Origin of the sequence: Microbacterium forte (assembly GCF_031885415.1) — a bacterium.
GTDB classification, from domain to species: Bacteria; Actinomycetota; Actinomycetes; order Actinomycetales; family Microbacteriaceae; genus Microbacterium; species Microbacterium forte.
Genome location: NZ_CP116871.1, coordinates 2,521,740 through 2,535,094, shown reverse-complemented (window position 1 = coordinate 2,535,094; position 13,355 = coordinate 2,521,740). Strand labels below are relative to the sequence as shown.

At 67.4% G+C, this 13,355-nt stretch carries 13 protein-coding genes; 9 read left to right on the top strand and 4 right to left on the bottom strand.

Annotated features, from left to right (window positions below):
- Positions 1-3: 3 nt before the first annotated feature.
- Positions 4-1,590: an ABC transporter substrate-binding protein gene (locus OB895_RS12210; RefSeq protein WP_042541525.1), complete on the bottom strand. Its 1,587-nt coding sequence runs from the start codon at positions 1,588-1,590 to the stop codon at positions 4-6.
- Positions 1,591-1,739: 149 nt separating this feature from the next.
- On the opposite strand from OB895_RS12210, the gene OB895_RS12205 reads away from it, so the two are divergent.
- The gene (locus tag OB895_RS12205) at positions 1,740-2,327 is read left to right on the top strand and encodes an Lrp/AsnC family transcriptional regulator (protein WP_228385602.1); all 588 of its coding nucleotides are present in this window, start codon (positions 1,740-1,742) and stop codon (positions 2,325-2,327) included.
- A 56-nt stretch (positions 2,328-2,383) separates the two neighbouring features.
- On the opposite strand, the gene OB895_RS12200 is transcribed toward OB895_RS12205, so the two are convergent.
- A complete protein-coding gene (locus OB895_RS12200) occupies positions 2,384-2,743 on the bottom strand; it encodes an avidin-fold protein (protein ID WP_228385603.1) in 360 nt (119 codons plus the stop codon).
- A 207-nt stretch (positions 2,744-2,950) separates the two neighbouring features.
- On the opposite strand from OB895_RS12200, the gene OB895_RS12195 reads away from it, so the two are divergent.
- The 8 genes from OB895_RS12195 (at position 2,951) to OB895_RS12160 (ending at position 11,065) form a co-directional block, all read left to right on the top strand.
- Positions 2,951-3,922 (top strand): hypothetical protein, encoded by a 972-nt coding sequence (locus tag OB895_RS12195; RefSeq protein WP_042541526.1) that lies wholly within the window; start codon positions 2,951-2,953, stop codon positions 3,920-3,922.
- Positions 3,919-5,052: a hypothetical protein gene (locus tag OB895_RS12190; RefSeq protein WP_311877843.1), complete on the top strand. Its 1,134-nt coding sequence runs from the start codon at positions 3,919-3,921 to the stop codon at positions 5,050-5,052. The genes OB895_RS12195 and OB895_RS12190 overlap by 4 nt, the downstream gene beginning before the upstream one ends.
- A gap of 377 nt (positions 5,053-5,429) precedes the next feature.
- Positions 5,430-6,125 carry a DUF1684 domain-containing protein gene (locus OB895_RS12185; RefSeq protein ID WP_079113829.1) on the top strand — a complete coding sequence of 232 codons (696 nt, stop codon included), beginning with the start codon at positions 5,430-5,432 and terminating at the stop codon, positions 6,123-6,125.
- A gap of 28 nt (positions 6,126-6,153) precedes the next feature.
- On the top strand, positions 6,154-7,647 hold the full coding sequence (locus OB895_RS12180) for an ABC transporter substrate-binding protein (protein WP_311877842.1): 1,494 nt from the start codon (positions 6,154-6,156) through the stop codon (positions 7,645-7,647).
- Between the two features lie 52 nt (positions 7,648-7,699).
- On the top strand, positions 7,700-8,662 hold the full coding sequence (locus tag OB895_RS12175; RefSeq protein ID WP_042541530.1) for an ABC transporter permease: 963 nt from the start codon (positions 7,700-7,702) through the stop codon (positions 8,660-8,662).
- Positions 8,659-9,519, top strand: a complete 861-nt coding sequence (locus tag OB895_RS12170; RefSeq protein WP_042541531.1) for an ABC transporter permease — start codon at positions 8,659-8,661, stop codon at positions 9,517-9,519. The genes OB895_RS12175 and OB895_RS12170 overlap by 4 nt, the downstream gene beginning before the upstream one ends.
- The gene (locus OB895_RS12165; RefSeq protein ID WP_311877839.1) at positions 9,516-10,313 is read left to right on the top strand and encodes an ATP-binding cassette domain-containing protein; all 798 of its coding nucleotides are present in this window, start codon (positions 9,516-9,518) and stop codon (positions 10,311-10,313) included. The genes OB895_RS12170 and OB895_RS12165 overlap by 4 nt, the downstream gene beginning before the upstream one ends.
- Positions 10,310-11,065 (top strand): ABC transporter ATP-binding protein, encoded by a 756-nt coding sequence (locus tag OB895_RS12160; protein ID WP_311877838.1) that lies wholly within the window; start codon positions 10,310-10,312, stop codon positions 11,063-11,065. The genes OB895_RS12165 and OB895_RS12160 overlap by 4 nt, the downstream gene beginning before the upstream one ends.
- 25 nt (positions 11,066-11,090) lie before the next feature.
- Here OB895_RS12160 and OB895_RS12155 read toward each other — a convergent pair whose 3' ends face one another.
- The gene (locus tag OB895_RS12155; RefSeq protein ID WP_311877837.1) at positions 11,091-11,507 is read right to left on the bottom strand and encodes a DUF779 domain-containing protein; all 417 of its coding nucleotides are present in this window, start codon (positions 11,505-11,507) and stop codon (positions 11,091-11,093) included.
- A 164-nt stretch (positions 11,508-11,671) separates the two neighbouring features.
- Positions 11,672-13,237 carry an acetaldehyde dehydrogenase ExaC gene (exaC, locus tag OB895_RS12150; protein WP_311877836.1) on the bottom strand — a complete coding sequence of 522 codons (1,566 nt, stop codon included), beginning with the start codon at positions 13,235-13,237 and terminating at the stop codon, positions 11,672-11,674.
- Between the last annotated feature and the right edge of the window lie 118 nt (positions 13,238-13,355).

The following is a 13,355-nucleotide window of genomic DNA, read 5'->3' as shown; positions in this document are numbered from 1 at the left end:
CGATCAGCCGGCAGGCGTGATCTCGGCGATGTCCATCTCCCACACCGAGTTGTACACGGCGCCGGTGACGGCATCCGCCGTGGCGATGTTGCGGCCGGGGACGATCAGCGGCACGAAGGGGCCCTCGGCCTGCATCGCCTCGGCGAACGAGGTGAAGGCCTCGCTGCGCTGGGCCTCGTCGGTCGCGGCGGCAGCACCGGCTGCGATGCCTGCGATCTCGGGGTTCGCCTCAGCGGCCCAGCCTGCGCGCAGACCGACCTTCAGGCCGGGAGCGAACGGGAGGAAGTTCGCCGAGTCGGCGTAGTCCGGGCCCCAGAACCACAGGCCGAAGCCCTCGGTGCCGTTGACGTAGGCGTCGAGCTCGGTGGCGAACGGCGCCGGTGCGAGTTCGACCGTGATGCCGGCATCCTCGAGCTGAGCCTGGATGCGCTCGGCGAGCGGGGTGAACTCCACACCGCCGACCGGGTAGTCGTTCGGGAACTGCAGCTTGAGGGTCTGACCCGTGTAGCCGGCTTCCGCGAGAGCAGCCTCGGCCTTGTCGAGGTCCTGCTCCACACCGGTGTCGAGGGCGCCCTCGAATCCGGGCGGGATCACGCCGGTCGCCTGCACGGCTCCCGCACCTGCGAGCTCGAGCAGCGCGTCGTAGTCGAGTGCGTAGCGGATCGCCTCGGCGATCTTGACGTTCGCGAGCTCTCCCGCGACGGCCTCCGACTGGTTGAGCAGCAGGAAGATCGTCTGGCCCGACGGCACCGACTCGACGTTCAGTCCGTCGCCGAGGCCGGAGACCTGGTCGCCGTTGAGGTCCATCGCGACCATCGAGTCGCCGCCCTTGAGGTTCGCGAGCTGCGTCGCGCTCTCCGAGACGTTGCGCACGACGACGCGGCCGTATGCCGCCTCTTCGTCCCCGTTGTACTCGTCGCTCTTGGTCAGCACGACCTGCGACGAGAGGTCGAGCGTGTCGAGCACGAACGGACCGGAGCCGGCGGACTCGCCGTCGAGGAAGCTCTGCGCACTGTCGGAGCCGTCGATCGATCCGCCGTTCTCGATGACCACATCGGAGTTGACGATGCCGAGCGCAGGGTTGGCGAGGATCGCGGGCAGCTGCAGCAGCGGCGTCTCGGAGGTGATCGAGATCGTCTTCTCGTCGACCTCGGTGATCGTCAGACCGCCCAGGAGGAAGTTCGGCTTGGCGTCGGTCATGCCCTGGATGCGCTGCAGGGTGAAGACGACATCCTTCGCCTCGATCGGCGTGCCGTCGGAGAAGACGCGGTCGCCTTCGAGCGTGAAGGTGAACTCGGTCGCCTCATCGTTCTGCTCCCACGACGCGAGGCCGGGCACAGGGGTCGAGACATCCGAGCCCTCGAAGTCGACGAGGGTCTCGTAGAGCGCCTTCGCGATCATGTTGCCGGTCGGGTCGTAGGTGTGACCGGGGTCGGCGGTCTCGATCGAGAACGCGGTGTCGATGACCAGCGAGTCGGAACCGGAGGATTCTCCCCCGGTGTTCGCCGAGTTGCCACCGGAGCAACCGGCGAGAGCGAAGAGCGCGACAGCTCCGATCGCGATGACGGACGTGCTGCGACGTGACGACATATGGGCCTCCAGGGGCGAGGAGTTTCATCGGGTTCGGTCGACGCCGGGTGGACGACCGGTGATCAGATTCGCATTGTATGGGACTATGTGTCCAGCAAGAATGCAGACGTCATCACAGTCTGTCCAAGACCCCGCCCATGAGGAGCATTGTGTCCACCAAGAGCGACGAAGCCGTGAAGCAATCTGGACGAAGTGCCGCCCCACTGGACGACATCGGATACAGAATCCTCGAGACGCTGCGCGATAACGGTCGGATCTCGATCGCCGCGCTGGCCGAGACCGTGGGGATTTCTCGCGCGAACGCCTACACGCGCGTCGAGACGCTCATGCAGGACGGCGTCATCACCGGGTTCAGCGCGCGGGTCGATCAGTCCAAGGCGGGGCTGTCGATCGGTGCGCTCGTCTTCGTCACCGTGCATCCGCAGGCCTGGGCGTCGTTCCGCGAGAGCGTGCTCGAGATGCCCGACGTCGAGTGGTGCGCCATCACCACGGGCGAGCACGACGCCATGCTGCTCATCCGTGCCGTCGACGTGAGCGGCGTGCACGAGTTCACGACCGGCGTCGTCGCGCAGCTGCCCGAGGTGCGCACCGTCGTCAGCGTGGTCGTGCTCGACGAGGTGATCCGCCGGTCGTTCCTGCTGCCGAGCGACCTGCCGGAGCGCGACCTGGCGACGCCGCTGGGCATGACGCGATGGACTCCGGCGACGCCGGGTCGCGACATGCTGCCGCCACGCTGACGCGGAACCCGGTGGTCGAGCGAGGACGACGAAGCCGACCGAGACGAAACGCCCGATCAGGCCGCGACGGGCTCTTCGCAGACGCTGAGCTGCGGCAGTCCGTGCATCTCGTAGTGCTCGACGAGACGGATGCGGCCGTCATCCGTGAGTTCGAGCTGGCTCTCGCCGTCTCCGGTCACGACGGCTCCGTCTGAGACGAGCACGTGCACGAACGACACCCAGATGGTGTCGCCGGTGCGGGTGCCGACGAAGCGCCCGAAGGTGACGGTGTCACCGGAGTAGTCACCCCAGATCGCACCGTCCTTCTCCCAATAGACGAACTCGCTGGGAGACTCGGGGTCGACAGCCGAGGTGGTCGAGGAGACCATCAGGAACCGGCGGCCGTCGAGCGAGGGGATGGTTGCAGTCGAACTCACCCTCCGATTATGGAGGGCGCTCGAAGGTGCACTGAAGCCCCTTCGGCAAGCGTCTTCCCGGGCAGCTCGCGGAGCAGGCGGGGTGAGACGAAACGGGCGCGGGCACCGATGCCCTCGGCGTTTCGTCTGACCCTCGTTCGACGTCGAGCATGCGCCCCTCCGCCGCGCGGGCAGGTGAACCGATGCCTCGCAGGTACCGTGGGTCGCATGCAGTGGATCTCTGACACCTCGGCGGGCGACTGGCTGCGCGATCGCCTCGACGATCCGTGGAAAGCGACGATGCACGACGTCGTGCCGCACGGGTTCCCCGCGTACGCCCGCATCCTGCATCCCGCGACCGTGCGCTCTCTGCCCGACCGCCCCGTGCCCTCCTACGAGGAGTACGAGCGGATGTCGGAGGCCGAGCATCTGAGCCTGAGAGATCAGTACGTCGACGAGCCCGCGACGTGGGCGGAGACGGCATCCGCCTTCGGCACGACCCTGCACCCGTCGGCTCAGTGGCAGCGCATCGTGCGCACCCCGATCGACGGTGACTGGAACCTGCGGCTGTCACCGGACGGCCGAGAGTTCACGGGGCCGATGGAGGGCGAAGTCTCTCCGGAGATGCTCTCCGTGATCGCCGGGCACCTCACCACCCACACGACGACTCCGGATGCCGGCTTCGCGGCGCTCTGGGAAGGTCGGGGCGGTCTCGTCGGACACCTCGGCCATTCACCGTCCCGGATGTTTTTCACGTTCAACGACGAGCCGAATCACCAGGCGATGCTCGACCGCAGCATCCATGACCCTCTCAACAACGCCTTCCGCAAGCCGACGTGGCAGGAGGGCATCCTGTCACGCGAGATCTCGGAAGGACCGCGGTTCCGCCTCCCCGGGCGCGACCACGTGCTGTTCCGCGGGGCGGTCAGCGACTTCGCCCGCGCGGACTGGGTGCTCGACGTACCCTGGCGCGACCGTCCGGGCGAGGAGCACGGCTTCCCGCCGTCGGCGCAGAGCCCGACGATCCTGTGGCCGGACGACCACGCGTGGACCCTCGTGAGCGAGATCGACTACGACTCGACCATCGTCGCGGGGTCCGCCGAACTCGTCGCCGCGATCTGCGCCGACGAGCGTCTCGAGGCTTTCCCGATCCCCGAGAACGCCGACCTGACCTGGGATGCCGACGAGGTGAACCGATGACGACTCCGCGGCCCGCGTCCGCGGCGTCCTTCGACGCCGCTCCGCTCACCGAGCCGGTCGACCCGAAGGCGGTCACCGCGTTCGCCGCCGAGCTTCGAGCCCGAGCGTCCAGCGGCACGAACGGCTCGAGCATCATCGCGATCGTCGTCATCGCGCTCATGGCCATCATCGTGGTGCCTGTGGTCTTCACGACCATCGTCGGCATGGTCTCCACGCCCGGCGGATCCGGGTTCGCCATCGTTCCGCTGGTGATCTTCGGCGCCGTCGCCGTCGTGATCGCCATCGGGTCGTTCGTCGGATGGCGGCGCGCCCGCGTCACGCGCTATCGACTGCACCGGTTCGCTCAGGCGAACGGGATGTCGTACGAGGGACGAGTGACTGCCCCCGCGCTGCCGGGGATGATCTTCAGCCTCGGCGGCTCGCGCATGTCGACGGATCTCGTGCGTGGCACGACGCCTCGGTTCGTCGAGTTCGGCAATTACCAGTACACGGTGAAGCGAGGCAAGAGCTCGACCACCTACCGCTGGGGCTATGTCGCGGTGAAGCTCGACGTGCCGCTGCCCAATATCGTGCTCGACGCCAAGGGCAACAACGGATTCGGATCGAACCTGCCGGCGTCGTTCCAGCGCGAGCAGCGGCTGTCGCTCGAGGGCGACTTCGACGAGTACTTCACCCTCTACTGCCCCGAGGGATACGAGCGAGACGCGCTGTATCTGTTCAGCCCCGACATCATGGCCCGGTTCATCGACAACGCCGCCGAGCTCGACGTCGAGATCGTCGACGACTGGATGTTCCTCTACACGCAGCGCAGGGTGTCGACGCTCGACCCAGCGACCTGGGCGTGGTTGTTCGGCGCCGTCGGTGCCTTGATCACGAAGCTCGATCAATGGGAACGATGGAGAGACGAGCGTCTGCTCCTCGAGAATCAGACGGCTGCGGCATCCGCGTCCCCGGCCGCCTCAGCCCGGCTCGCGAACGAGCGACTTCCGTTCGCGCCACCGGCCGGCCTGCTGTCGCCGCCGCCGGGCGTCGCGCACGAAGGACGCAGACTGAAGCGCAGCTTCCCGTGGGTGCCGGTGGTCTTCATGATCGCCTTTGCGGCGTTCTGGTTCTGGTCCAGATCGTTCTGAGCGGGAACCCCCGAGGGTGGGTTGTGGGGGTGGGTGCTGACTGGGGATCAGCGTTCCCACCCCATCCCCCCTCGGGATCAGAAGGAGATCTGACACTCCCTCCGCAGGACGGTCGAACCGTCCATACGTGCGGGTCAGCTGGGGACTGACAACTCTGCGCGTATATGAGTAATGGTATACCGGCATACGTTGCATTCCGTTGCGTCGGAGAGACTCGACCGAACCGGTCGAATCCCGCGGAATAATGCACGAAATGCGGACAGAAAGGCCCTCCGGAAGGCGGCATTCGTGCACTCTCGCGAATGCCTGTCATCGCGCATTACCTCGAGTGACGGACCCGGCCCCACCCTCTTCTGCATGCAAGAGAATGGAAGGTGATGTCTGAACGCGAAGATCACACCCAATGGCAGGCCGAGCGCCGCGCCTCCGTCACGTCCGCGACGGGCAACCTCGCCCTGATCGAGACCCGCTGGACGGGCGAGGCGCCTGATCTGGATGCCGAGCAGCAGGCGGCATCCGACACGGTGACCGTGACGCGGATCCAGCGCACGAACATCGAGACCGGCGAGGCCGAGCACGGACTGCGTCTGTGGGATGCCGATGCACCGGCGATCCGCGCCTTCGACCGCATCGACACCTACGACTACGACCCTGCGTGGGTGCTCGAGGGCCACTTCACCCCGGTGTCCGGCGATCGCCGAGTGTCGTTCGAGCACATCCGCGACAACGGCGGCACACGCGAGCTCGTCGTCCCCGGCGACATCCACTTCGAGCTCGACGGCCGTGAATACGATCTGGCCGCCTTCGACGACGGCGGCACCCTGCTGCTCGTGTTCGGTGATGAGACGAACGGCGCCGAGACCTACGGATCCGGCCGCTTCCTGTTCGTCGAGCTGCGCGACGACGAGGGCACCGTGGTGCTCGACTTCAACCGCGCCTTCGTGCCGCCGTGCGGGTTCAGCGCCCAGTACAACTGCCCGTTGCCGCCGGCATCCAACCGCTTCCCCCTGCCTATCCGAGCAGGCGAGAAGAACGTCGTCTTCCGCGACGGCTTCGACATCTACGCGGCGTGACGCCGCACACCCTCACCCTGGAGCACTCATGAGAAGAACCCGCATCCTCGGCGCGCTCGGCGCCGTGGCCACGCTCGCCCTCGTGGCCGGATGCGCGTCGGGCGCCACCGACGACGCCACGAACGAAGACGCCACGATCTTCATCGGGTCTCTGTACGAGCCCACCAACCTGAGCAACACGCAAGGCGGCGGCCAGGGCGTGACCGAGGCCCTGACCGGCAACGTCTATGAGGGCCTCTACCGCCTGACCGACGACGGCGAGGTCGAGCCGCTTCTCGCCGAAGACGCTCAGGTGTCCGACGACGGCCTCACCTACACGATCACGCTGCGCGACGACGTGACCTTCCACTCCGGTGACCCGCTGACCTCCGCCGATGTGAAGTCGAGCGTCGAGGCCGTCACCGCCGAGGACTCGGTCTCTGCCCGCAAGTCGAGCTTCAAGACGATCGCCGACATCGCGACCCCCGACGACCAGACCGTCGTCTTCACGCTGTCGCAGCGGTCGATCTCGTTCCTCTACAACCTCAGCTACGTCTGGGTCGTGAACGACGAGGCCGGCGACATCACCGGGTCGGAAGACGGCACCGGGCCCTACACGCTCGACGAGTGGAAGAAGGGCTCGACCCTGACGCTCGAGCGCTGGGACGACTACTGGGGCGAGCCGGCCAAGAACGCCGAGGTCGTCTACACCTACTTCACCGACGCGACCGCCGAGAACAACGCTCTGGCCACGGGCGAGATCGACGTGATCACGAGCGTGCAGAGCCCGGATTCGCTCGCGCAGTTCGACAACGACGACTACGTGATCAGCGAGGGAACCTCGACCACGAAGGAGCTGCTCGCCTTCAACGACCGCGTCGCCCCCTTCGACAACGCACTCGTGCGCAAGGCGATCTACTCGGCGATCGACACCCAGAAGCTCCTCGAGTCGATCTGGGGCGACTACGGCACGCTCATCGGCTCGATGGTGCCGCCGACCGACCCCTGGTACGAGGACCTCACCGCGGTGAACCCCTACGACGTCGAGCTGTCGAAGGATCTGCTCGCTCAGGCCGGCTACGCCGACGGCTTCACGTTCACGCTCGACACCCCGAGCTACGACCCGCACCCCGCCGTGGCGGAGTTCCTGCAGTCACAGCTCGCGGAGGTCGGCATCACGGTCGAGATCAACACGATCAGCGCCGACGAGTGGTACACGAAGGTGTTCAAGGAGCAGGACTTCGAGGCCACGCTCCAGGAGCACGTGAACGACCGTGACGTGGTCTGGTACGGCAACCCCGACTTCTACTGGGGATACAACGACGCCCAGGTGCAGCAGTGGGTCGCGGAGGCCGAGCAGGCAGCCACGACCGACGAGCAGACCGCCCTGCTGAAGCAGGTCAACGAGAAGATCGCCGAGGATGCCGCGAGCGTATGGTTGTACCTCTACCCGCAGATCGTGGTCGCCTCGAGTGACCTCAGCGGATACCCGGTCAACGGCCTGAACTCCCAGTTCTTCGCCTACGACATCGTCAAGTCCTGACGCGCGAGGGGGATGCCGCGCGTCGGCATCCCCCTCCTCATCCTGAACAGCCATGCTCGCTTATCTGATCCGCCGTCTCGCCTTCCTCGTGGTGTCGCTCGTCGTCGCGATGATCGCGATCTTCGTGCTGCTGCGCCTGCTTCCCGGCGACCCGGCGAACGCCCTGCTCTCGGTCAATGCCACTTCTGAGCAGATCGCCGCGGCCCGCGCGCAGGTCGGTTCCGACCAGCCCCTGCTGCAGCAGTTCACGACCTGGGCGGGGCAGCTGCTGCGATTCGACCTCGGTGAGTCCTTCCTGAGCTCGCGTCCGGTCGGCCCCGACATCGCCGACCGCCTCGCCGTGACCCTTCCGCTCACGCTCATCGCGTTCGCCGTCGCGCTGCTCGTCTCGCTCGTGATCGGCATCACCGCGGCTGTGAAGTCCGACCGCTGGTACGGCATCGCGCTCTCCGGTTTCGCGCAGCTCGGCGTCGCGGTTCCCGTCTTCTGGGTGGGCGTCGTGCTCGTCTGGGTCTTCGCTCTCGGACTCGGCCTGCTGCCTTCGGGCGGCTTCCCCCGAGACGACTGGGAGGATCCGGCCGATGCCCTGCGCTCGCTCGCCCTGCCGGTGATCACCATCGTGATCGTGATGAGCGCCTCTCTCAGCCGGTACGTGCGGTCGGCCACCCTCGACGTGATCGGCAGCGACTACCTGCGCACCGCCCGGGCCGGGGGTTCCGGCACTGCCGAAGCGCTTCTGCGTCACGGTGTGCGCAACGGCTCGGTGCCCGTCGTCGCGATCCTCGGAATCGAGCTGTCGACGACGCTCCTCGGCGCGGTCGTGGTCGAGAGCGTCTTCACTCTCCCCGGTCTCGGCAGCCTGCTGCTGTCGGCCATCGAGCAGCACGACTTCCAGGTCATCCAGGGCGTCCTCGTGGTCAGCACCCTCTTCGTGCTGCTCGTCGGATTCGCCGCCGACATCGTGCAGCGCCTGATCGATCCGCGTCTGCGCACGAGCGTCTCGGGCAACCGATGAGCCGCGTCGCCGAGCAGTTGATCACCGGCTCCGTCCCCGTGCGGCGCCGACCGAAGGCGACCCTGCTGATCGGACTCGCGCTCACCGGCGTCATCGTGCTGATCGCCCTCGTCTCGCTGTTCTGGCTGCCGTACCCGCTCGCCGACACCAGTGGCAGCCGCCTCGAGGGCCCGAGCGCCCTGCACCTGCTCGGCACCGACCGTCTCGGCCGTGACCTGCTGTCGCAGCTCATGTGGGGTGCGCGGATCGCTCTGATCGTCGGCACCTGCTCTGTCGCGATCGCCGCCGTGCTCGGCACGATCGTCGGCCTGATCGCCGCCTTCTCTCGCCCCTGGGTCGACGACACGCTCTCAGCGGGGCTCGACGTCGTCATCGCGTTCCCCGTGCTGCTGCTCGCGATGCTCGTCGTCGCCGTGCAGGGCGCCTCGCTCTGGTCTGCGGTGCTCGCGATCGGTCTCGCGATGTCGGCAGTCGTCGCGCGTCTCACCCGCATCCTCTCGCGCCGCGTGCTGCAGGAGCAGTTCGTCACCGCCGCGCGCACCAGCGGCACGGGTGTTCTCGGCATCGTGATGCAGCACGTGCTGCCCAACATCGCGCCGACACTCGCCGTCAGTCTCGCGCTGCAGTTCGGTGCCGCCGTGCTCGCCGAGGCGAGCCTGTCGTACCTCGGACTCGGCGCCCCGCCGCCCAACGCCTCGTGGGGTCGGATGCTGCAGGAGGCGCAAGGCACCGTGCTCACCGCCCCGGTGGGCGCGATCGCCCCCGGCATCGCGATCATCGCCCTGGTGCTCGGAGTCAACTTCCTCGCCGACGGCCTGCGCGATCTCGCCGACCCGACCCGCAGGAGGAGCCGATGAGCATCCTCGACGTCTCAGGCCTCACCGTGCGTTCGGCATCGGGCGCACTCGTGCGCGATGTGTCGTTCTCACTCGCACCCGGCGAGCGTCTGGGCCTGATCGGCGAATCCGGGTCGGGCAAGTCGCTCACCTCGCTCGCCGTCACCGGTCTGCTTCCTGATTCGCTCACGGCCTCCGGGTCGGTGCTGCTCGACGAACACCAGGTGGTCGGTGCGCGGGATGCCGACCTCAGGCCTCTGCGCGGACCCGTCGCGCAGATCGTGTTCCAGGAGCCGCTCACCGCGCTCGATCCGCTGATGCGGGTGGGACGCCAGATCGCCGAACCGCTGCGTCGACACCTCGGCCTGCGCGGTGCCGAGCTGCGTTCTGCGGTGGCGGCCGCCCTCGACGAGGTCGCTCTCACCGACCCGCGCATCGCTCGCGCCTACCCGCACGAGCTCTCGGGTGGTCAGCGGCAGCGGGTCGCTATCGCGATCGCCCTCGCCGCCAAGCCGCAGCTGCTCATCGCCGACGAGCCGACGACCGCTCTCGACGTGACGGTGCAGGACGCCGTGCTTGCCCTGCTCGAGCGTCTCGTCGCCGAGCGAGGCATGGCGCTGCTGTTCATCAGCCACGATCTCGCCGTCGTGTCGCGCATGGTCGATCGCATCGTCGTCCTGCGCGATGGGCTCGTGGTCGAAGAGGGCACGGTCGCCCAGGTGCTGCGGAACCCTGTGGAGCCGTATACGCGGATGCTGGTCGACAGCGCTCGCGCACTCGACGCGTTCCTCGATGCGACGGAGGCGGGCGCATGAGCCTTCTCGAACTGCGCGGCGCCGGCTTCGCGTACGGCTCTCATCGAGTGCTCGACGACATCTCGCTGAGCCTCGATGAAGGCGACTCCCTCGGGCTCGTGGGCGAGTCGGGTGCCGGCAAATCGACGATCCTGCGTCTGCTGCTCGGCCTCGCCGTGCCTCGGGAGGGGCAGGTGCTGTTCGACGGCGAGCTCCTGTCGCTGCGCGATCGCGCGCAGATGCGTCGCTTCCGCGCGAGCGTACAGCCCGTGTTCCAAGACCCGTATTCGTCGCTCGACCCCCGTCAGCGCATCGACCGCATCATCGGCGAGCCGCTTCGGTCACTGCGCCTGGCATCCGGTGCCGACGCCCAGCGCCGCATCGCCGAATCCCTCGAGTCGGTCGGCCTTCCCGCCGACACCGCGCACCGTTATCCCCACGAGTTCTCGGGCGGACAGCGTCAGCGCATCGCCATCGCACGGGCCGTCGTCTCCCGTCCGCGGGTTCTGCTCGCCGATGAGCCCGTGAGCGCTCTCGACGTCACCACCCGGGTGCAGGTGCTCGAGCTGCTCGACCGCCTGCGCCGCGAGAACGGCCTGTCGCTCGTGATGGTGTCGCACGACCTCACGGCCATCGCCTCGGCGTGCGACCGGACAGTCGTGCTGAAGAACGGTCACGTGGTGGAGCAGGGTGCCACGGCATCCGTGCTGCACGCCCCGCAGGATCCGTACACGCGGGCGCTGGTCGACGCCGTTCCGCGCCTCCCCCGCTGAGCGCCGCCTGCGGCGTGACGTGGCATCAGTCCGCAGCCGTGGATCCCGCCGAACCCGCGAGCCCGAAGTACTCCAGCTCCGCGTCGTTCAGCATCCGCGAGCGGATCAGGAACCGCATTCCCGTCGGTCCCTCGACCGAGAACCCCGCGCCACGCCCCGGCACGACGTCGATCGTGAGGTGCGTGTACTTCCAGTACTCGAACTGCGACTCCGACATGAAGACCTCGACCGGGGAGTCCACCCCCACGTCGAGTGCGCCCAGCAGCACATCGCCCGGACCTGTGATGAACATCCCCACGGGGTAGCACATGGGCGACGATCCGTCGCAGCATCCGCCCGACTGGTGGAACATCAGCGGCCCATGCTGCACGGTGAGGTCGCGGATGAGGGATGCCGCGGCATCCGTCACGTCGACCCGCTGATAGGTGCCGATGCTCACCATGATTCGTACCTTTCGTCAGCTCCCGGTCGTTGAGCGAGGACGGCGAAGCCGACCGAGACGAAACGCGGCGAGCGGCTCAGCGCGTTTCGTCTCGGGGCTCCGCTCCTCGCTCAATGACCGGAGGCGGGCTTCGCTGCTCGAGCAAATAGCGGCGGGGGCCTGACTCAGAAGAAACCCATCGGGCCCTCCGCATACGAGACCAGGAGGTTCTTGGTCTGCTGGTAGTGGTCGAGCATCATCTTGTGGTTCTCGCGCCCGACGCCCGACTGCTTGTATCCACCGAACGCTGCGTGCGCCGGGTACTGGTGATACGTGTTGGTCCAGACGCGACCGGCCTCGATCGCACGCCCCGCACGATATGCCGTGTCACCGCTGCGGCTCCAGACTCCGGCGCCCAGACCGTAGAGCGTGTCGTTGGCGATCGAGATCGCATCGTCGAAGTTGTCGAACGAGGTGACCGACAGCACCGGCCCGAAGATCTCCTCCTGGAAGATGCGCATGTCGTTCGTGCCCTCGAACACGGTCGGTGCGACGTAGTACCCGTCGCTGAGGTCGCCGCCGAGGTCGACGCGATCGCCTCCCGTGAGCAGCCGCGCGCCGCCCTGCTTTCCGATGTCGATGTAGCTGAGGATCTTCTCCAGCTGGTCGTTCGACGCCTGCGCGCCGATCATCGTGGCCGGGTCGAGCGGGTTGCCCTGGATCACCTTGCCGACGCGCTCGAGTCCGTCGGCGAGGAACCCGTCGTAGATCGACCGCTGGATCAACGCGCGCGACGGGCACGTGCAGACCTCGCCCTGATTCAGCGCGAACATCGTGAAGCCCTCGAGTGCCTTGTCGTAGAACGGGTCGGCGGTGTCGCGCGCGACATCCTCGAAGAAGACGTTCGGGCTCTTGCCTCCGAGTTCGAGGGTGACCGGGATCAGGTTCTGCGACGCGTACTGCATGATCAGGCGCCCCGTCGTGGTCTCACCCGTGAAGGCGACCTTGCGGATGCGCTTGTGCTGCGCGAGCGGTGCACCTGCCTCGATGCCGAAGCCGTTGACGATGTTCACGACACCGGCCGGCAGCAGGTCTCCGATGATGTCGAAGAGGAAGAGCAGGGATGCCGGGGTCTGCTCCGCGGGCTTGATGACCACGCAGTTGCCTGCGGCGAGCGCCGGCGCGAGCTTCCACACCGCCATCAGGATCGGGAAGTTCCACGGGATGATCTGACCGACCACTCCGAGCGGCTCGTGGAAGTGATACGCGACGGTGTTCTCGTCGAGCTGGCTGATGCCGCCCTCCTGCGCACGGAGCACGCCGGCGAAGTACCGGAAGTGATCGACTGCGAGAGGGATGTCGGCGGCGAGCGTCTCGCGCACGGGCTTGCCGTTCTCCCAGGTCTCGGCGACGGCGATCTCCTCGAGGTGCTGCTCGATGCGATCGGCGATCCTGTTGAGGATCACCGATCGTTCAGCCGGGCTGGTCTTGCCCCAGCTCGCGAACGCCTTCCAGGCGACGTCGACGGCACGGTCGATGTCTTCGACTGTTCCGCGGCCCACCTCGGTGAAGGGCTTGCCGTTGACCGGACTGACGTTGTCGAAGAACTGCCCTTTGACCGGGTCCACGAACTCGCCGCCGATGTAATGGCCGTACCGGGGGCGATAGGTCGCGATGGCGCCCGGCTGGCCGGGAGCGGCGTAGGCGGACGACGCGGATGCGGTGGACACGTCTTCTTCGACGATGGTCATCGGTGACTCCTTCGACGGGCCGCGGCTCCGATGCCGTGCGGCTGTGATCCGACGGTAGGTCGCCGCACGTTGCGTCCCGATGCGCAACGTTGCGAACGGTTGCGGGGCGGGCATGGCG